The organism is Peribacillus huizhouensis (assembly GCF_014138605.1).
GTDB classification, from domain to species: domain Bacteria; phylum Bacillota; class Bacilli; order Bacillales; family DSM-1321; genus Peribacillus; species Peribacillus huizhouensis.
This window is the reverse complement of the sequence record NZ_JACJHX010000005.1, coordinates 64,155-83,702: the sequence shown is the minus strand read 5'-3', so window position 1 is coordinate 83,702 and position 19,548 is coordinate 64,155. Positions and strand designations below refer to the sequence as shown.

At 38.6% G+C, this 19,548-nt stretch carries 21 protein-coding genes; 11 read left to right on the top strand and 10 right to left on the bottom strand.

What is annotated here, in order from left to right; genetic code table 11:
* Positions 1–5 precede the first annotated feature (5 nt).
* From HNP81_RS09850 to HNP81_RS09840, 3 genes are read right to left on the bottom strand one after another with little or no spacing between them, the layout of a single operon-like run.
* Positions 6–443: a YaaR family protein gene (locus HNP81_RS09850; protein ID WP_182502530.1), complete on the bottom strand. Its 438-nt coding sequence runs from the start codon at positions 441–443 to the stop codon at positions 6–8.
* 27 nt (positions 444–470) lie between these two features.
* Complete coding sequence (locus tag HNP81_RS09845) at positions 471–770, bottom strand: EscU/YscU/HrcU family type III secretion system export apparatus switch protein (protein WP_182502529.1); 300 nt, start codon at positions 768–770, stop codon at positions 471–473.
* A complete protein-coding gene (locus tag HNP81_RS09840) occupies positions 767–2,725 on the bottom strand; it encodes a hypothetical protein (RefSeq protein ID WP_182502528.1) in 1,959 nt (652 codons plus the stop codon). Before HNP81_RS09840 ends, HNP81_RS09845 begins: the two co-directional genes overlap by 4 nt.
* Positions 2,726–2,952: 227 nt before the next feature.
* Here HNP81_RS09840 and mscL point away from each other — a divergent pair, with 227 nt between their 5' ends.
* Positions 2,953–3,330 carry a large-conductance mechanosensitive channel protein MscL gene (gene mscL / locus HNP81_RS09835; protein WP_182502527.1) on the top strand — a complete coding sequence of 126 codons (378 nt, stop codon included), beginning with the start codon at positions 2,953–2,955 and terminating at the stop codon, positions 3,328–3,330.
* Positions 3,331–3,497: 167 nt separating this feature from the next.
* Here mscL and HNP81_RS09830 read toward each other — a convergent pair whose 3' ends face one another.
* The gene (locus HNP81_RS09830; RefSeq protein WP_028393543.1) at positions 3,498–3,878 is read right to left on the bottom strand and encodes a hypothetical protein; all 381 of its coding nucleotides are present in this window, start codon (positions 3,876–3,878) and stop codon (positions 3,498–3,500) included.
* 274 nt (positions 3,879–4,152) lie between these two features.
* On the opposite strand from HNP81_RS09830, the gene HNP81_RS09825 reads away from it, so the two are divergent.
* Together HNP81_RS09825 and HNP81_RS09820 are read left to right on the top strand one after the other, a co-directional pair.
* Positions 4,153–4,473 (top strand): YbjQ family protein, encoded by a 321-nt coding sequence (locus HNP81_RS09825; RefSeq protein WP_028393542.1) that lies wholly within the window; start codon positions 4,153–4,155, stop codon positions 4,471–4,473.
* 5 nt (positions 4,474–4,478) lie between these two features.
* On the top strand, positions 4,479–4,706 hold the full coding sequence (locus HNP81_RS09820; protein WP_182502526.1) for a hypothetical protein: 228 nt from the start codon (positions 4,479–4,481) through the stop codon (positions 4,704–4,706).
* Between the two features lie 194 nt (positions 4,707–4,900).
* Here the strand turns inward: HNP81_RS09820 and HNP81_RS09815 are convergent, their stop codons facing one another.
* Positions 4,901–6,493, bottom strand: coding sequence for an ABC transporter substrate-binding protein (locus HNP81_RS09815; RefSeq protein ID WP_182502645.1), 1,593 nt, complete (start codon positions 6,491–6,493; stop codon positions 4,901–4,903).
* 415 nt (positions 6,494–6,908) lie between these two features.
* On the opposite strand from HNP81_RS09815, the gene HNP81_RS09810 reads away from it, so the two are divergent.
* From HNP81_RS09810 to HNP81_RS09775, 8 genes are all read left to right on the top strand, one after another.
* Complete coding sequence (locus HNP81_RS09810) at positions 6,909–7,868, top strand: ABC transporter permease (protein WP_182502525.1); 960 nt, start codon at positions 6,909–6,911, stop codon at positions 7,866–7,868.
* Positions 7,868–8,752 carry an ABC transporter permease gene (locus HNP81_RS09805; RefSeq protein WP_182502524.1) on the top strand — a complete coding sequence of 295 codons (885 nt, stop codon included), beginning with the start codon at positions 7,868–7,870 and terminating at the stop codon, positions 8,750–8,752. Before HNP81_RS09810 ends, HNP81_RS09805 begins: the two co-directional genes overlap by 1 nt.
* A gap of 18 nt (positions 8,753–8,770) precedes the next feature.
* On the top strand, positions 8,771–9,802 hold the full coding sequence (locus HNP81_RS09800) for an ABC transporter ATP-binding protein (protein ID WP_028393537.1): 1,032 nt from the start codon (positions 8,771–8,773) through the stop codon (positions 9,800–9,802).
* Entirely contained in the window at positions 9,777–10,754 is a 978-nt protein-coding gene (locus HNP81_RS09795; RefSeq protein ID WP_182502523.1) for an ABC transporter ATP-binding protein, read from the top strand. The genes HNP81_RS09800 and HNP81_RS09795 overlap by 26 nt, the downstream gene beginning before the upstream one ends.
* Before the next feature lie 12 nt (positions 10,755–10,766).
* Positions 10,767–11,717 carry a DUF1177 domain-containing protein gene (locus HNP81_RS09790; RefSeq protein ID WP_182502522.1) on the top strand — a complete coding sequence of 317 codons (951 nt, stop codon included), beginning with the start codon at positions 10,767–10,769 and terminating at the stop codon, positions 11,715–11,717.
* Positions 11,718–12,986 (top strand): M20 family metallopeptidase, encoded by a 1,269-nt coding sequence (locus HNP81_RS09785; RefSeq protein WP_182502521.1) that lies wholly within the window; start codon positions 11,718–11,720, stop codon positions 12,984–12,986. It abuts the gene before it with no gap.
* Between the two features lie 99 nt (positions 12,987–13,085).
* Positions 13,086–13,853 carry an IclR family transcriptional regulator gene (locus HNP81_RS09780; RefSeq protein WP_182502520.1) on the top strand — a complete coding sequence of 256 codons (768 nt, stop codon included), beginning with the start codon at positions 13,086–13,088 and terminating at the stop codon, positions 13,851–13,853.
* A gap of 62 nt (positions 13,854–13,915) precedes the next feature.
* A complete protein-coding gene (locus HNP81_RS09775; RefSeq protein WP_182502644.1) occupies positions 13,916–14,854 on the top strand; it encodes an aminopeptidase in 939 nt (312 codons plus the stop codon).
* A 686-nt stretch (positions 14,855–15,540) separates the two neighbouring features.
* Here the strand turns inward: HNP81_RS09775 and HNP81_RS09770 are convergent.
* From HNP81_RS09770 to flgL, 5 genes are all read right to left on the bottom strand, one after another.
* Positions 15,541–17,082, bottom strand: a complete 1,542-nt coding sequence (locus tag HNP81_RS09770) for a flagellin N-terminal helical domain-containing protein (protein WP_182502519.1) — start codon at positions 17,080–17,082, stop codon at positions 15,541–15,543.
* A 152-nt stretch (positions 17,083–17,234) separates the two neighbouring features.
* Positions 17,235–17,465, bottom strand: a complete 231-nt coding sequence (gene csrA, locus HNP81_RS09765) for a carbon storage regulator CsrA (RefSeq protein WP_182502643.1) — start codon at positions 17,463–17,465, stop codon at positions 17,235–17,237.
* Positions 17,465–17,905 (bottom strand): flagellar assembly protein FliW, encoded by a 441-nt coding sequence (fliW, locus tag HNP81_RS09760; RefSeq protein ID WP_182502518.1) that lies wholly within the window; start codon positions 17,903–17,905, stop codon positions 17,465–17,467. Before fliW ends, csrA begins: the two co-directional genes overlap by 1 nt.
* A gap of 6 nt (positions 17,906–17,911) precedes the next feature.
* A complete protein-coding gene (locus HNP81_RS09755; protein ID WP_182502517.1) occupies positions 17,912–18,487 on the bottom strand; it encodes a DUF6470 family protein in 576 nt (191 codons plus the stop codon).
* A 144-nt stretch (positions 18,488–18,631) separates the two neighbouring features.
* Positions 18,632–19,537, bottom strand: a complete 906-nt coding sequence (gene flgL, locus HNP81_RS09750; RefSeq protein ID WP_182502516.1) for a flagellar hook-associated protein FlgL — start codon at positions 19,535–19,537, stop codon at positions 18,632–18,634.
* Positions 19,538–19,548 lie beyond the last annotated feature (11 nt).

The window sequence follows — 19,548 nt, the reverse complement described above, 5'->3', positions numbered from 1 at the left end:
CAGAGTTAAGTATAAATATTGATTAACATTCCTTTAATTTCACCGACTAGGTTTAGGATATTAGATCCATTTTTCTCTTTATCAAGCACTTCGTTTGTAAGTTCAATCACTTTCTTGTCCACTTCTTTAACAAGCTTATAAATTTTCGTAGAACCTCTATGATTGAAACCACGCTGTTCCTGAAGTTCAAGCCCATTTTTTACAGCATCATCCATGAAGTCTTTAATCATTCGTTTATATTTACGGAGATTATCGACCGTGCTGTTTTCTGCGAGTTTGTTTCCCTGTATTTCAAGTTCCGCTACTTTCTTCGTTAATCGCTCATAATTTATTTCATGACGTTTCTTATCCATCACAGATTGAAACTGGATGGAGCCTTTTGCAACTTCCTGCACTGATGCCAGCTTAGAAGGCGTGGTTCTTGTTAATCGTTGAACATCCATATATATCACCTTTTCATGTAAGCAAATCTAGTATTTTTTCTCGATTTCTTCTAATAAAAGCAAAATCTCCGCAATAGCTGCATAGAGCTGTGGTGGAACGGATTCTCCAAGATCAATATTGAGCAATGTGCCGATTAACGATTCATCTTCCTGCATTTGAATATTGTTCTGTTGCGCTAACTCAATAATCCTTTTGGCAACTTGTCCCGATCCTTGGGCAATAATCGTTGGCGCTACCTCTTGATTGTTATCATATTTTATCACCGCAGCAGTTGGTCCATTCATGGTCCGGACTTTTTTCGGATGAAAATACTGTGTTTGCCTCATATTGAAAAATCAAAACCTTTCTCTTTTTGCAGTGCTTCGCGGCTTTCCGGTTTCACAATTGCCTTAGCAGCCCTATTTTCTTCTATAAGTTCTGCCGGTTTAACGCCGATTGCATTCAATTGATACCCAATATCAGCAAAGCGTTCTTTCGTCACTTCAGTCATATCGCTCACAATCCTTTGGAGCTCTTCCTTATCACTTTTAAAAGAGAGGCCGACCTTGCGATTAGCCGCCGTTAGGACAACGCCGATTTCACCTAGCTTCTTCGTTTCAAGTGAAAAAATTAATTGACAATTTTCCCAATCGACCTTCTCGCCATTTTTGCGCGAATTTAGATAAATCTTCACGTTTTCCACTTGTTTATCGAGTAAATACGGAATCTGAAAGAATAAATTTTGCAGTCCAGAAGAATCCGGTTTATTAAGTAGCTGCTGCCCTGTGATGTGCTGGACGGCTTGCTCAGCCTGCTGTTGTAGATGCGGTTTGACATCCTCACTCCGTATAAGCCGCAATAGAGCTGCTTTCAAGTTCTCATTATTTTGATTCGGTTCTTGATGACCAGACTTAGTCATCAGCGTAACGGCTGTTTCCGTCTCATGCGTTAACCCAAGCTTACGAACCATTTCGTATACGGTTCTTGATATTGAACCCGTTTCAGTAAACGGTTGAACCGTTTGGTGAATCAAATTGGCGACTTGTTTTGTCGAAGACTGTGATTCAATTGGAAACTTATCCGTAATCATATGTTTTATTTTTACATCCGATGGCTTGAAAATGATCGATTCTACATTGGCTTTCACTTCTTTAACAATTTGGTGTGCCTTAGCATATTCACCTTGTTCAAGAAATTTCTTCGCTTCTGCTAATTGAGAGCTTGCTGATAACAGCTTTTTTTCCGTCCCCATATCCGCATATAAAAGGAAATCGCTCTGTAAAATTGCTTTATCTAGTTTATGAATCGTCGACTCCATAATTTGCTGAACATTCGCTGGCTGTACATGTCGGTGTTCAACCATTTTTGTGATCGTATCTAAGTTTCTACTAATCTCTTGACGTACCTTTTTAAAATCAATAGCCATTTGCGCCATTTTTTCTGTTATTTCCGTCACAATAACGTTCTTTGAATCTACTTTTAAACTTTGAACAGCTTCATTTATTAAGTAATTTTCTGTTTCGGAGATTTGTTTCGTGTTCATTTCCATTTCTGAGATGACAGGAGATATCTCTCCTTCTGCATGATTAGGATTAGAAGTCTCTATTGGTTGACGATTTGCAGGCTGAACGGTTGTTAAAAAATCCTCGTTGGCTTTTTGATTAGCACTCAACTCATTTGCTAGATTTTTCGATAATGCCGGGGCAGATATCTTATCGTCTGCATTAGGTTGGGGCATATTCTCTTGCACTGGGGCATCCATCTTATCCAAAATCGAAAATAATGTATCAGAAATGGCCGGGCCATGTAATGCTTCATGAACAGATTTCAGACTTAGATCAGTTATCGGGATTTGTTTGTCCGCAATAATCTTCAATGTCGCCATTTTTTGGTCAATTGTTCCGCTATCATTATTCAAATATTTTTTAAGAGCAGCAAGATTTTCTTTTGTCACAACAATTCCTTTGTCAGTAAACACTTTTACAGCATCAGTTAATGGCTGTTTAGGTTGTTCTTGAATGTTTTTTTGCTGCATATTTGTTTCACTAGCATCTCGTTCGGAAACTCGTACTAGAAATGAGCCTTCATTTGTCTTTCCTGTAATTTCAATCGAAATACGGTTTTCACTAGGGATTTCTCCTTCAAATTTCACCGTAAATAGTTTCCCATTCACAGAAACAACAGCTTCTTGATCACTTAACCGTTCTTTCACTGTCACTTGTACTATATCCCCGACATGTAACTTTGCCGATTTCCCACTAATATTTTGTAATAGAAGATTAGCATTTTGAAGAATTTGCATACCTATCACACTCCGCTCGCATTCACTTACTTATTGTATCGGCAGAAATGAAATTTTTTTTACAATCTAGTAATTTGCCAAAAAGGAAACATATCATCCTTAAAAGCCCCTCTTATTTTTCCACCTAATTAAAGTAAGTCTTATTTACTAATTTCACCAATATCATGTTATCATCATGCGAAACATGATATATTTCTTTTATTCTTTTTACAAAGGAGTTATCTAAAATGATTAAGGAATTTAAAGAATTTGCGATGCGTGGGAATGTGATTGACCTAGCAATCGGGGTTATTCTCGGTGCAGCTTTCGGTAAAATTGTTACCTCACTCGTTAATGACATCATCATGCCATTAATTAGCCTTTTGCTCGGTGTAATTGATTTCACTGATTTATCTTATAAAGCAGTAAAATATGGAATCTTTATTCAAACGATCGTTGACTTTATCATAGTAGCTATTTCGATTTTCTTATTTATTAAGCTGTTCAATAAACTTTACACACGCGAGAAAAAAGTCAAGGAAGCTCCCCCATCCATGACAAAAGAAGAAGAGCTATTGACAGAAATCCGTGATCTCCTTAAAGCAAATCAAAGAGAAACGATGTAAAACATTGCTTATTATTAAGTGACACGGACAAGGGTCAGACCCCGCAACAACTAAATACAGTAAAAGATATGTGTACGAGACACTACATACTGATTTAGCGTGCGAGGTCAGACCCTAAAAAGATATCAACTCTGAAGTTCAGCTTAATATTAGTGAATAAGTTTCACTTATTTACTCTCCACCTTTAAATGTTTCAACACATTATACCCAAAGAAGCACACCCCGATAACGGTGACTACTCCCCCAATCGTAGCAATCGGGAAGAATACTTCGCCACCTACGTCATAAATCGCTAAAGCAATACAAATCATCATGATTGGTAAACCAATATTGTGCAACCAGAAATGAACTTTTGCCGATGTTGTTTGAGCAAGCTGAGGAAAAAGATGATAAAAAATACCAGCCAATGATAGCGACATCCACCCTAACATATTAAGGTGAACATGGACCGTTTTTAATGCAAACTCGTGTGTTGCAGACATGTACAATCCGAATAAAATGCCTATCAAAAAATACACGACACCGATTTTCATCAATTTAATTCCCATCATTCCCACCCCCTACTACATCATATACGGGTACCTCGGAAATATTCTAAATAGTTCTTTGTATCCAAAACTTTTTTCACACCCTTTTGTTATACACTGTTTTACCTTGTTTTTGAAATTTCATAGCGTAGTCATGTAAAAAATGTTTATCTAAATGTTCTAGTTTCCTTTTTTAATAGTGGTTTAATTCACCTTAAAGATGGCGGGCATATAAATAAAACTGTAGAATAAAGGTATAATGTATAAACTTTTCTTAAAATGAGGTGCATGTAACATGATCATTGTCACTACGGAAAATATCGCCAACTACAAAGTAACAGAAATTAAAGGACCTGTATTCGGCTTAACGGTACGAGCAAGAGGGATCGGTAAAGACATCGTTGCTTCTTTAAAAGGACTTATAGGCGGAGAAATTAACCAATATACAGAAATGCTTGAAGATGCCCGCAAGCAAGCGATGGATCGAATGGTGGAAAATGCAAAAGTGATGGGGGCTAACGCAATCATCATGATGCGCTTTGATTCTGGAGAAATCGGTCAAAACATGAGTGAAATCGTTGCGTACGGAACAGCCGTCATCGCAGAACGGGAATAAAACAAATGGAATGGGTTCTCGGCTTTTACGGTGTACAATTAATCATTCTCCTTATCATCATTATCGGCTCCTGGTTCATTTGGGACCGCCGCTTCAAAACAAAACACGGAAAAAACGTCCCTGATGGCTTCATCCGCACGAAAGAAGTATCGATCGATCCGACTACGAAGAAAAAGCTAGTTGTATACTTCCATCCGGAAACAGGCGAGCGGTTTTATAAGGAAGAAGAATGAATGAAACATCCCTTTTCTCTAAGATAATGGGATGTTTTTTATGGAGTACTATGTACGTATAAAAAAAGGGGAGCCCCAAAAAGGTTCTAACTCCCACACACAGCATTACATCTAGATTACTTGAAACTCAAATCTGGCTAGATATATTGCTGATGGGTCTGACACCTTCACTTTAGGGACTCCCTTTTCTCATATTAGTTACTCAACCATACGTTTGTACCGTTTGGTTTTACGATATTGATTGTACCATCTGCTGATACCGCAAACCCTTGAACATGTTTCGTAACTGCAGCTGTTTGATCAAGATTATCAAGCTCAACACGAGGATATTCGCTCATGATAATTTTGATTGCTTCTTGGTATAACTTCGCTCTTTCTCCTTGTTCGACTGTGTCTGAAAGGGCTTTGTCTAACAACGCATCCACTTCTGGATTATTGTATCCTTTACCGTTACCAAGTGAACCAATTTGATTCGAATGGAATGTTTTATTTAGGAAGAAGAATGGATCTGGATACCATGACCAGCCTCCAATATACATTGGCGCTTTTCCTTTAGCAGCAATATCACTAAGTGTTCCCCATTCTGTCACTTTAATATCAACGTCAATATTTAAGTTTTCTTTCATTTGTGCTTGGAAAATCGTTGCATATGGAACGCGTGATTCTAATACGTAAAGCTCTGTTTTAAATCCATTCGCGTAATCGGTTTCCGCTAAAATCTTCTTCGCTTCAGTAGGATTATATTCTGGCTTTAGTTTTTCTAATTCTTCACTATATGCCCAAGACCCTTTTGGAATTGGCGCATAAGAGACTGTACCGCCGCCCCATTGGTTTACACCTTTTACAATTTCCTCTACATTTGTTGCTTTATAGATCGCTTCTCTTACTTTTGGATCCGCTGTTGGACCACTCATATTATTTAAATCAAGATAATCAATAGCCAATCCTGGTTCTGATAATAACTCAAGGTTTTGATCTTGTTCGATAACTTGACGGTTTTGACCTTTAATGTCTGTCGCTATATCAATATCGCCAGAACGAAGAGCATTTGTCATCATGTTCGGGTCTTTAATAATTTGATACGTGACACCATCAAGATACGGTTTTTCACCCCAGTATTTATCATGACGAACCAATTCTACTTTTTGGTCTGTTTGCCAATTTTTAAATTGGAATGGACCCGTTCCTACTAGATTAGCACCGAATTGGTCACCCCAGCCTTCTACTTCCTCTTTAGGAATAATAATGTTCCCAACATCAGTTAACATAGCTAAAAAAGAAGCGTTTGGTGCTGTTAAGTGGACAATTACTTCTGATTCTCCTGTTACTTCAACACTTTCAACGCCATCTAAACGACCTAGAGCAGATTCTTTTGCAGAACGCTCTAAGCTATATTTCACATCTTCAGCCGTCATTTTCCGACCATCTTGATATTTTCCTGGTTGGAAATAGACGTCATCTCTTAGCTTAAACGTATAAGACTTCATATCTTCTGAAGGAGTCCATTCCGTTGCTAATGACGGTGAGAAATCACTTAAATCTTGGTTATATACAACAAGAGTGTCACCGACCGATCTCATAATCTGTGACTCATACGCCCCTGTATATTTAATAGGATCTAACGTATTAGGATTTGAGGCAAGGCCAACCTTTAGGACTCCACCACTTTTAGGTTCGGTATTAGTATTTTTACTATTTTCTGAACCTTTATCTTGTGACGCTCCACCACAAGCACTAATCACTAAAGCAATAGAAATAAGAGTAAGTAATAATACTACATGCTTCATTTTCTTCACGATTGTAAAACCTCCTTGTATTATTTTTATATTTTTACTTAACGGACCCCTCAACAAGAAGACTATTTTCATAGACGTAAGATCCGATAAGTGCAAAAAGATTTTTCTTCGCTGTAGGCTCGAAGAAAAATCAATCAACCAAAATATGACTTTCCTTCAATAGAGATAAGATGGTTACCTATCGAAGAAAGTCTTTTTAAATATTGAATCACGTATTCATATATTGAATACAAATCTACCACAAATATTACAATCATGTAAATACTATTTTTCGATTAATTAGAAAATAAAAATTATTGCTAATAAGCACTTATTTACAAAAAATTAATCAAATGATAAACTATGTTTTATTCAAATAGTAAGTTAATATTTCAAATAGTGAATAAATTTAGAGGGGGTAGCGTGAATGGGAAAGTATATTTTAGGTAGAATTCTTAATATGATACCTACTTTATTGATTGTTGCGATTATTATTTTTTTAATCACCCGAATGCTTCCGGGGAATCCTGCAGCTGTAATGCTTGGACCTCAAGCTAGTGCAGCAGAAATAGAAGCTCTAACAGAAAAATTAGGATTAAACGACCCATTATATATTCAATTTTTTGACTATATAGGTAATTTACTTCAAGGGGATTTAGGAAACTCGCTAACTTATAATATGCCAATCATCGATTTGATTATGGAACGTTTTCCGAATACCGTCATACTAGCTGCTAGCGCCCTGCTCATTGCTATTATAGTCGGTGTACCAGCTGGCATTATTGCCGCTAGAAAGCAAAATTCAATTTTCGATTATGCTTTTACAACCTTTTCGCTAATGGGTGTTTCCATGCCGATTTTCTGGCTCGGAATCATGCTTGTATTATTCTTTAGTGTCAATTTAGGCTGGTTCCCTGCTACAGGAATGGGATCAATGGATGAAGGAATAGGTAACTTTATAAGCCATTTAATCTTGCCTAGTATTGCTTTAGCCACGATCCCAACTGCACAGTTTGCTAGAATTACACGATCTAGCATGTTAGAAGTCATTTCACAAGATTATGTAAAGACAGCACGCTCAAAAGGGTTACATGAATTTTTTGTCATTTGCAAGCATGCTTTTAAAAATGCCTTAACTCCATTACTTACCGTATTAGGCCTGCAAATTTCATCCATGTTAGGTGGGGCTGTCTTAACGGAGACGATCTTTAGTTGGCCAGGTATTGGATTATTAATTATTGATGCGATTGGAAAAAGAGACTTTGTTGTTGTCCAAAACATGGTCATCTTCATTGCATTGATTTATGTAGTCGTCAACCTGCTCGTTGATATCTCATATAAAGTCGTTAATCCAAGAATCAAATACGGTAAAGGAGGTACGAACTAATGGCAGAAAGCCAAGCAATTTTACAAACGACCGATGTGGTTGAAACAAATGAACGTTCTTTATTCAGAAAATTGATTCGAAATCGTTTTGCTGCCTTTGGGTTGTTCATCATGTTGCTGCTCATCTTAACGGCTATCTTTGCCCCTGTTATTGCCACGCATTCTCCTGACAAAATGAATGTAACGAAAACACTGTTAGGAATAGGAGCAGAAGGCCATCTATTAGGGACGGATAATTATGGTAGGGATATTTTTAGTAGATTAGTATACGGAGCTAGAATTTCCATTCTGGTTGGACTCGGAGCTGTTTTATTCGGCGCTGTGATCGGTTCTCTCTTAGGTGTTATTGCTGGTTATTTTGGCGGAAAATTCGATTCGATCATCATGCGAATTATGGATGGACTATCTGCGTTTCCGTTTATCTTACTCGCTATTACATTGATGAGTGTTCTTGGACAAGGACTAATGAACGTCATTATTGCCATCGGTATCGGAAACATCCCCGGATTTGCAAGAGTCGTCCGCGGCCAAGTGCTAAGTGTGAAACAGTCTGAATACATCGAAGTGACTAGATCACTAGGAGCAAAACATAGCCGGATTATCTTCCATCATATACTACCAAATAGCATTGCACCATTAATTGTCTATGCCACAATGAGCATTGCAGGTGCCATTATTTCAGAAGCCTCATTAAGCTTTTTAGGTTTAGGCGTTCAGCCACCGACAGCCTCTTGGGGTAGCATGCTCCAAGACGGAAAGAATTTTCTAGTATTAAATCCTCATATGGCTACGATTCCTGGTTTAGCTATCTTAATTACCGTTGTCGGCATTAATCTTTTTGGTGATGGACTAAGGGATGCTCTTGATCCAAAAATGAAAGTTTAATTATAGGAGGTGTCCCCTATGTCAAATGAATTACTAAAGGTCGAGAATTTAGAGGTCCAATTCAAATCCGGTTCTACAGTGACAAAAGCCGTAAATGGTGTCAGCTTTACATTAAATAGAAAAGAAAACATTGGGATCGTCGGCGAGTCTGGATCTGGTAAAAGTGTTACAGCAACATCCTTACTGCGATTAATCCCAACTCCACCTGGAAATATTTCAGGAGGGAAAATTCTTTTTGAAGGCAAAGATTTATTAACGTTATCAGATAAAGAAATGAGAGATATTCGCGGGAATGATATTTCAATGATTTTCCAAGATCCTTTAACAAGTCTTAATCCTGTTTTTTCAGTTGGCGATCAAATTATGGAGTCTATTAAACTCCATCAAAAAGTTTCTAAAAAAGAAGCGAAACAAAAAGCCATTCAAATGTTGCAGTTAGTTGGCATTCCAGCGCCAGAAAAACGATTAAATATGTACCCGCATGAGTTTTCCGGTGGGATGCGTCAGCGAGTAATGATTGCCATTGCTCTCTCATGTAATCCAAAACTGTTAATTGCTGATGAACCTACAACTGCATTGGATGTAACCGTTCAAGCTCAAATATTAGAATTAATGAAGAAATTGCAGGATGAATTCAACACGTCCATTATTATGATTACTCACGACCTAGGAGTCGTTTGGGAAATCTGTCACAAAGTACTTGTTATGTATGCAGGTAATGTGATTGAATACGGAACCGTCGAAGAAATTCACGATCAACCCATGCACCCTTACACATGGGGACTACTCGATTCACAAATAACAGAAAGCGTCGAAGATCATGAAATGCTGACAACCATTCCAGGTAGTCCACCAGATTTAAGACAAGAGATTAAAGGATGCCCATTTGCACCACGATGTTCCTACGCGAGAGACATCTGTTTTTCCAAAGCTCCTGAAATGGTTGAAGTAAAAGAAAAGCATTTTGTTGCATGCCATTTTCAAACGAAAGAAACACGATTAAATAGAAAGGAGAGATCTACTCATGTCAGAGCCGTTGTTAAAAGTTAGAGATTTAAGAAAGTATTTTCCTATAGACAGCCCTATTCCATTTAAAAAGTCTAATCAAAGTGTCAAAGCTGTTGACGGTGTTAGCTTTGACGTCATGCCTGGTGAAACACTTGGTGTTGTGGGTGAATCTGGTTGCGGAAAATCAACAATGGCTCGTCTAGTGAATCAGCTTATTTCCCCTTCTAGCGGCACGGTTGAGTTTCGGGGAGAAAATTTAATTGGAATGGATGCGAAGAAACTACGGGAAACTCGTAAATCCATTCAAATGGTATTCCAAGATCCGTACGCCTCATTAGACCCAAGAAAAACGGTCGGCGAGCTGATTGCAGAGCCTTTAGTGATCCATCGCATTGGTGACAAAGCCTCGCAAAAAAAACGTGTTCTAGAATTATTAGAGATTGTTGGTTTAAGCCATTATCACGCTAAACGATATCCTTATGAATTTTCAGGCGGACAACGCCAGAGAATTAATATCGCAAGAGCTTTAGTACTAAATCCGGATATTATTATCTGCGATGAACCGGTTTCCGCTCTAGATGTTTCTGTTCAAGCCCAAGTGATTAACTTATTGAAAGAGTTACAACGAGAATATAATCTTACCTATATTTTTATCTCACACGATTTAAATGTCGTCCGTTATATGTGTGATCGTATTGCCGTTATGTATTTAGGAAAAATCGTCGAAATGGGTACGTATAAGGAAATATATGAAAATCCTAAACATCCTTATACAAAAGCCTTATTATCTGCAATCCCGAAAGAAAGTCCACACGATAACAAAGAACGAATTATTTTAAAAGACGCGATTCCAAACCCAATTCATCCACCGACTGGATGTCATTTCCATGAACGATGCCCATTTATGATGGACATTTGCTCAACGAAGATCCCTCAGTTACTGGATACAGGCAATGGTCATATCGCATCATGTCATTTACTTAAAGAACACTAGGAGGAGAAAAAAATGTCATTCAAACATGTCATCGAACTTTATGAATTATTAGATAGTCAGTACGTAACAGGTGAAGATGTTAAAAATTATTTAAGCAATATCAAGGGTGATGGAAACATCACGGTAGAAACTGTCCATGGTGAACTCGGTTCTACTGATTTCGTTAAAATTACGATCCCAGGTAAAGATGGGAAATCCAAAGGTGGCACCGCCCCTACTTTAGGAATCATTGGACGCCTTGGTGGCATTGGTGCACGTCCTGAAATGACTGGGTTTGTTTCTGATGGAGACGGCGCACTTTCTGCTGTATCTGCTGCAGCTAAACTATTGGACATGACGAAAAAAGGCGATCAGCTTATCGGCGATGTCATTATTACAACACATATTTGTCCAACAGCACCAACTTTACCACACGATCCAGTTCCATTTATGAATTCACCAGTTGACATTTTTACGATGAATCAACATGAGGTTACAGAGGAAATGGACGCAATTTTATCTATTGACACAACAAAAGGAAATGCCATCCTAAATCACAAAGGTTTTGCGATTACACCAACCGTTAAAGAAGGTTATATTCTAAAAATAAGCGATGATTTACTGCACGTTTATACACAATCTACTGGCACACTACCTGTGACATTACCGATCACAACGCAGGATATTACTCCTTATGGAAATGGCGTTTTCCATATCAATAGTATCCTTCAGCCAGCTGTTGCCACAACTAGCCCTGTTATCGGCGTAGCAATTACGACCCAAACAGCTGTTGCAGGTTGCGGAACGGGTGCTACACACTTAACGGACGTTGAACAAGTCGTTCGCTTCGTCATTGAAGTGGCTAAAGTTTACGGTGACAATAAATGCTCTTTCTATAATGAAGAAGAATTTAATCTGTTAGAAAACTTATATGGAAAAATGGACCATCTACAAACATTAGGAAAACAAGGAGTTGTGAAATAATTGAATACTACACAACTAAAACAACAATTAATTGATGAAGTAGAAGCGAGAAAAGATGAATTATTGGAATTATGCAGTTCTCTCATCCAAATTCCAAGTGAAAATCCACCAGGGGATTCCACGGAAATCAGCCAATTCATCACAGATTATTTAACTAAATTTGATATTGCAGTAGATTGGCATGAATCAGCTGATAAAATGTACAATCTCATTTCAACGATTGGCAATCAAAACCAAGGCAAAAACCTGATCTTCTGCGGACATACCGACGTCGTTCCTGCTGGAGACCGATCTAAATGGGACTTTGACCCATTCTGCGGAGAAATCAAAGATGGCTGGATGTTAGGACGAGGTGCTAGTGACATGAAGGCTGGTCTTTCAGGCTTAATTTTCGCCACTACCCTACTTAAGCGAATGAATATCGAGCTTCCTGGTCAATTATCACTTGTCATTGTTCCGGATGAAGAAACCGGCGGAGAGTTTGGTGTACCATGGCTGTTAGAAAAAGGACTTGTGAAGGGTGATGGCTGTTTAATTGCTGAGCCATCCTCTCCAAGAAATCCGACGATTGGTCAAAAAGGTTCTTATTGGTTTGAACTTGAAGTATACGGTCAACCGGGACACGGAAGTTTATCTCCACTAGCCGGACATAACGCGATTAGCGATATGGTGAAGGCACTTTTAGAAATTCAGAAAGTATGGGATATCCAAATCGAGCTTCCTGAAGAAGTGAAACCATTAATTGAGGTAACACATCGTTATATGCGCGAAGTGGAAACAGAACGATTACAATATATCGATGTTTTCGAAAGAATCACGTGCAATATTGGCACGATTGAAGGCGGAACGAAAGCAAATGTCATCCCTGAAAGCTGTAAAGTTCAAGTGGACTGTCGTTTACCATTTGGGATTACCCAACAAGAAGTGACCTCCTTTTTAACAGAAAAATTAGATGCTCTAGGCATTCAATATGAATTAAGACGATTTGGTTTTAGAAGTGAAGCCAATTCCACAGATGCAAATGACCCTGTATGTAAAGCGATCACAGATAATATTACATTCGTAACTGGAGATGAAGCATACGGAGTGATGCAGTGGGCAAGCAGTGATGCCCGTCACTTTAGAGAATACAATATCCCTGTACTCCAATATGGTCCAGCTTACTTACCGACCATTCATGGCTATAATGAGAGAGTAAAAACAGAACAAATCATTACTTGCGCCAAAGTGTACGTTGCGGCAATCATTGATTTTCTCTACTCAAATTAACAATTCTTTTTAATTGAAACTCAGGCAATCTCTTTCTATCAGAAATATTTGGTATGATAGGGATAATGTTCTGAGTTTCATGATTGATAGGGGGATTCCATGCTAAAAACAGTTGACGTAGCACTAACAGTTATTCAGATGTTTACAAAGGACGAGCCAGAATGGAGCGGCAGTGAACTCGCTCAAAAAATGCAACTGGATCATGCGAAAATTTATCGCATTCTTGAAACCTTTGAATCACGTAATTTTTTACAAAAAGACCCAACCACCAAAAAATACTCCTTAGGTTTTGCAGCATGGGAGCTCGGCATGGCCATGTATGATCGATTAAATGTAAAGGAATTCATCCATCCGATTTTAGAAGAACTATTTCAGCAAACCGAGGAATCTGTGTTCCTTACTCTTCTAGATAAGGATGAAGCTGTTACTTTTGAGGCGATTGAGCCTGATAACAAAATAAAGTTCTCTGTAACAGTCGGCAGTCGAGCCCCCTTGTATGTTGGGGCTTCCTACCGTTCCATTCTAGCCTTTATGTCGGAAGAATTTATCAACAGCTATTTAACAAGGAACGAGTTAAAGCAGTATACAGAAAAAACAATGACAAATCCCGAAGAGATTAAAAGAGACTTAGAAAAAATCAGACAACAAGGTTGGGCAGTTAGTGAAGGTGAATACACACCAGATATCATCGCTATTGCCGTCCCTGTATTCGACCAACATCACAAAATCATAGGCTCTTTAACGATATCCGGACCGATTTATAGAATGACAGAAGAGAAAAGAAATGAATTTATCTCGCTTTTGGAAAAGGCAAAAGTAAAATTAGCCGATATCATCTACAAATTCCCATTGAAAATTAGAGCTTAACAATTTAAGAGAACATCCATCTGACTAAAATGATATCAGAATATAGAAAAGGAGATCGATCCATCTTGCAAACATATATTGACGTAGCCAAATCTGTTCTCCTTTACAATTTACATATTAAACAAGATGAACAGATTTTAATCGTAACTGATTCTTCCTTACATGAAATTGGCGAAATCTTTTCCCAAGCTGGAACTGATTTAGGCAATGAAACGATGGTAATCAAAATGGCACCTCGATCGAAATCAGGTGAAGAACCACCGAAAATCGTCAGTGAAGCAATGAATGCTGCCGATATTGTCCTTTGTATTACCGAACACTCCCTTACCCATACAAAGGCGCGAAAAGAAGCATCAGCAAACGGTGCACGCATTGCGACCATGCCTGGCCTCACATTGGATATGCTTGAAGAAGGTGCCATCTTGGCAGATTATTCAGAGGTGGAACAGCTAACTGCCGAATACTGTGACATCCTTGAAGAAGCTGAGAAAGTAGAAATTAAGAAGGACAACCAAACACTTTCCTTCTCTATCAAAGGAAGAAAAGCGATTCCTAGCACGGGCGTTTTCCGTAACAAGGGCGAATCTGGCAACCTCCCTTCCGGTGAAAGCTATATAGCCCCTCTCGAAAACTCTGCAAATGGAACGATAACCATTGACGGCTCCATTGCAGGAATCGGTGTATTAACGGAACCTGTCACACTAGTAATCGAAAATGGCAGACTCATCGATGCACACGGGGAAAAAGGAAAACAACTACTGGAACTATTAGGAGACGGCGCTGGCAGAACCATTGCAGAATTCGGCATTGGCACGAACAAAAAAGCTAGATTAACTGGCAATGTGTTAGAGGATGAAAAGGTGTTTGGCACTGTTCATATTGCCTTTGGCAGCAACAAATCTTTTGGCGGGGTTACAGAAGCAGGTGTTCACATTGATTGTGTGATTAAAGAGCCTGTTGTTTTTATAGATGGTAATCAGATTTTTTGCACTTATTTTTGATTTTATATTTTATTATTTTAGTAATACATTGATACCCTGGGATAAATTCCCCCAGGGGTTTTCTTGTCTGATAATACCTAATGCATGTCAACATCGATTTATTCTTCCCTCTGTCACCGGAATAAAAATCCCCATTTATTTCGGTTACTCACTTACTTCGGCGGGGAAACCTGTTGTTCAAGAAACTGTTTAAGTTCCTGCTCTTCTTTGTCCATGAGTTTCTCCTGTCAAACAACTTTATATGAAAAGAGACTCTAGAAAATCTAGAGCCTCTTTCATGTCTAAAATTAACGAAGAAGTTGTAGAACTCCTTGTGGTTGTTGGTTCGCTTGCTTTGCGACTGTATCTTTCGATTACAGAATAGACTATATCTTCACCCGATTTTTATAATAACTGTCAACTATCAACTGTTACAACCGGGGCTGGGCACTTCGAACAGCTTTCACTGCCCTACGAGATTCATAGTCATAGCCATTACCTTAGACCGTATTCTCTAGTCGTTGAACCTTCTCCAGAGTTTCCTCACAGGAGCTTGGCTGCTGATTATCCATTGTTTCATCCTCATCATTTTCACACCTTCACGCTTACCGTTTCCAGTTACGTTGTGGTTGATGAGGCTTTAGGAAGTTCCAGCAATTCACCCAGTAATACTCTAGCTCGTTACCAAGCTAGACGCCCTTCAATCATTATCTCAAGAGTTGTAAAACTCCTTGAGGCATTTGATTGGATTGAGCCAACATTGCTTGTGCTGCTTGAGAAAGAATTGAGTTCTTAGTTTGGTTCATCATTTCTTTCGCCATGTCTACGTCACGGATACGAGATTCCGCAGCAGTTAGGTTTTCAGAAGATGTTCCTAAGTTGTTGATTGTGTGTTCTAAACGGTTTTGGTTAGCACCTAGTTTAGAACGTTCAGCCGAAACTGTATCAATTGCTTTTTGGATTGTTGTAATTGCTGAGGCTGCATTCTTAGCATTAGATACGTCCAATCCAGATTCAACCCCAGTAGAGTCCGTTCCATTATTTACATCAGTTGATGTAGTAAATCCAGTACCAGTACCTGTTAACCCAAGGGCACTAGCTCTCATATCATTGATATTTATAGACATTGATTGGTTTTGGTTCGCCCCGATTTGAAGAGAAGCAGAATTATCATTACCAGTAACAGTTGGAGCTGTCGATGATTCTTGTCCACCTTTTTGAGTTAACTGGATCTTACCATTAACTACACTAGCTGAGTAGTTAGTACCTAATGTTCCATCTGCATTAATAGCTGCTGCTAAAGTTGCTTCATCTTTCCATCCTGCTGCTCCTGTTGCATCGTAAGCAAGTGTCGTACCATCAATCGTGATGTCTTGACTACCAGCTTTGAATTCATACACACCAGCAACTGCTGCAGAACCTGCTGAAGCATCGGCACCACCGCTAAGTGCCGAAGAAGCTGTTGCAGTTGTTTCACTACCAGGAGTTCCAGTAACGGCTACAGTAATTCCCGCAAATGAACCACCTTCAGCTGTTAATGCAGCTTCAATAGCAGTTTTGATATTCGCTGCTGACGAGAAAATACCACTAGTATCTGTATCATCAAAGTCACCATTGATAACAATTTTTTTGTTTGTTGTATCAATCGTAGCTCCTTCAGATGTTCCATCAGCTACAGTTCCGAATTCAATTGTGTAGCCATTCAAAGTTGCACCAGCGTCAGTAAAGTCAAATGTTAATGCACCAGCTGTAACACTTCCTGGGTCTGTGGCACTACCAGCTGCTACTGCAGCTTTCCCTGCAGTTACAGTACTCGCTCCACCCAATCCTTTTGAACCATCAAGTAATTTTTGAGTATTGAACTCAGTTGTATTACCAATACGGTTAATTTCAGACGTTAATTGGTTAATCTCTTTTTGGATTTCTCCACGGTCTGAATCTGTATTCGTATCGTTACCTGCTTGAGTTGCAAGTTCGCGCATACGTTGAAGAATGTCATGAGTTTCGTTCAACGCACCCTCGGCTGTTTGAATCATAGAGATACCGTCTTGAGCGTTACGAGATGCTTGGTCCAAACCACGGATTTGTCCACGCATTTTTTCAGAGATTGCAAGACCAGCTGCATCATCTCCAGCACGGTTAATACGAAGGCCTGAAGCCAATTTCTCCATTGATTTAGATTGTGCGTTTGATGCACTTCCTAACTGACGATGTGTGTTTAATGCTGCGATATTATGATTGATAATCATGTTTGTTTCCTCCTTGAGTTTTAAGGTTCCACGTCCTTGTGGGATTTGGCGATAAAAGGTGATCAAGTCTGCCGCCTGTGTCACCTTCCATCGCTCTACTAGTAATATCGTCTCGTAAATTTAATAGTTAATAGAATTAATAACTTTTTTTACTACTTTTTCTTAAAATAATCAGTTAAATTTGAAAGCAGAGTTGATTTCGTGTTAATCGCTTCATTATTTTCCTGTTGAATGGATAGATAAATTTCCTTACGATGAATCTCTACCTGTTTCGGAGCGTTGATGCCGAGTTTAATTTGTTCACCTTCAACTGCTAAGATTGTGATTTCAATGTCATTGCCAATCATAATTGATTCATTGCGTTTTCTAGTTAAAACGAGCATCATTCCTCCTCCAGTTCAGGAGAAGGGATAAGTAATTCGCGAATGGAGTAGTTGCTAGAATTCATAATGAACTGCTTTCCTAATTGATTGCTCATATTCAAAACGATCGGTGCCTGAAGGTTCGCTGTTGTTTCGTTGAATGGATCTCTTACCGTTAATATGACATATATATAGACATCTTTTTCTGAATCAATATGTAAGTCCGATATTACATCTTGTGATAGCTTTACTTCATAGTTCTGGAATATTTCAAATGGACTGCTCATAATGAACGCTATTTCCCTTGTTTTCATTGATTGTAAAACGATAAAGGGTGTCTCCTCTAATGGAAGCAAGGCAAACTTCTTCTCATTAGCAAAGCCCGGTATCCCACTTTCAAATGTAAAGTGATCTTTTTCTTTGATTTCTACTTCACCATGAAATTTTGTTTGTACTTTCATTTACTTTCACCCCGTCACTTCTGGATATAGATTAATAAAGTCAATATCCAGTGAATTTTTTTCTAGTACCTCAACATTTACATCTCCAGGTGTATATTCATGAATTGGTTTTTGCGTCTCTGCTTGAATAATCGGTTTTTGAGGGGTAGCTTCAATATTTACTTCTGCAGGCTGATAGTCGATTTGCACGCTGAAATGTGATGGAATCCAACCAACATTAAATTGCTTTTGCGGCTTCGAACCATTTTGCTTTGCAAGAGAGACAAGCACATTGCCACCTTTTTCAATATGTCTAAGTTCTTGGCCTTGGCTTGCTCTTCTTGCCATTCCATCCAGCCAATCTTGATAACCAAGCTGTGCAAATTCTTCCACACGCTTTGATAAATTCTTTAAATCCATATCTTCTCTTGCTTTTGTCTGGTCAATGGAAAGTTTTCCAGGTGTTGTTTGAATTTCCAGTATCGCCTTAGGTTGTTCAATCGACTGGATTGCTGAAGGCTGTTCAATTTTTTGGACAGCATCTTTTATATCTAAACCTGTCCTAATAAAATTTGACTGTAACCTGATCTGTGGTAGTTGCATAGTTTCTACTCCTTAATAGAAAAAGGTTGGGCCAACAAAACAAGCAAAGGGCCAGATCTCGCTACTTCCCTATACAGTATAATTTAAGTGTAGATAACACTATAACTGTGTATGGTGTGCGAAATCGGCCCCTTTATAGCATCCTTATCTTAGAAAATCAATTAACGATGGCTGAATAACTCTTGAGCCTACACTTAATGCGGCACTATGGATGCTTTCTTGTGTCGTTAAGTCCATGATTGCTTTTTCAATGTCAATGTCTTCATTTTTAGACATGATTTTTTTCGCAAAGATTTCTTGTTGGCCTAATCGTTCTGTCATTAGTTCGATCCGATTTTGTCTGGCCCCCACATGTGAACGAGTGGTTAAGAACGAATCGATCGTCCCATCTATATCATCTAATAAATCGCCAATATTTGAATCATTATTTTCAAGTGCGTCAATGATTTTTTGAATGCTTCCATCACTTTTAAGTGCTTCTCCGAATGTACTTGAAGCATCTGTATTTATTTGAATATTAATGCCAGAGAATACCTCAATCTCGATCGCAGCACTTCCGTATACAATATCCCCATTAGGATTATTGATAGGATCATTCTTTGTTGCTTCACTTTCAGATGGCTTAATATTGGTATTTTGTCCATTAAAGATATATTTCCCGCCAATTTGCGTATCGCCAATCGTAATAAGATGATCCTTTAATTCTTTAATTTCCGCTGCAATGCTTTCACGTTGTTTCTCTTCATATGTTCCATTACTCGCTTTAACTGTTAATTCTCGAATTCGCTGAAGAGCGCTAGTTGCTTGATCCAATGCATCATCTGTGCTATCAATCCAGTTTTCTGCTTCACCGATATTACGAGTAAACTGCTCAATTCGCCCCAGATCCGTACGATAGGTCATTCCCATCATCGCAGACACCGGATCGTCGGAAGGCTTTGTAAATTTCTTTTGCGATGAGATTTGTTCCTGAAGCTTTCCTAATCGATCATAACTTGAGCTTAAGTTACGAAGCATGTTATTAGAAAGCATGGATTGTGTTACACGCATTATAGTTTCCC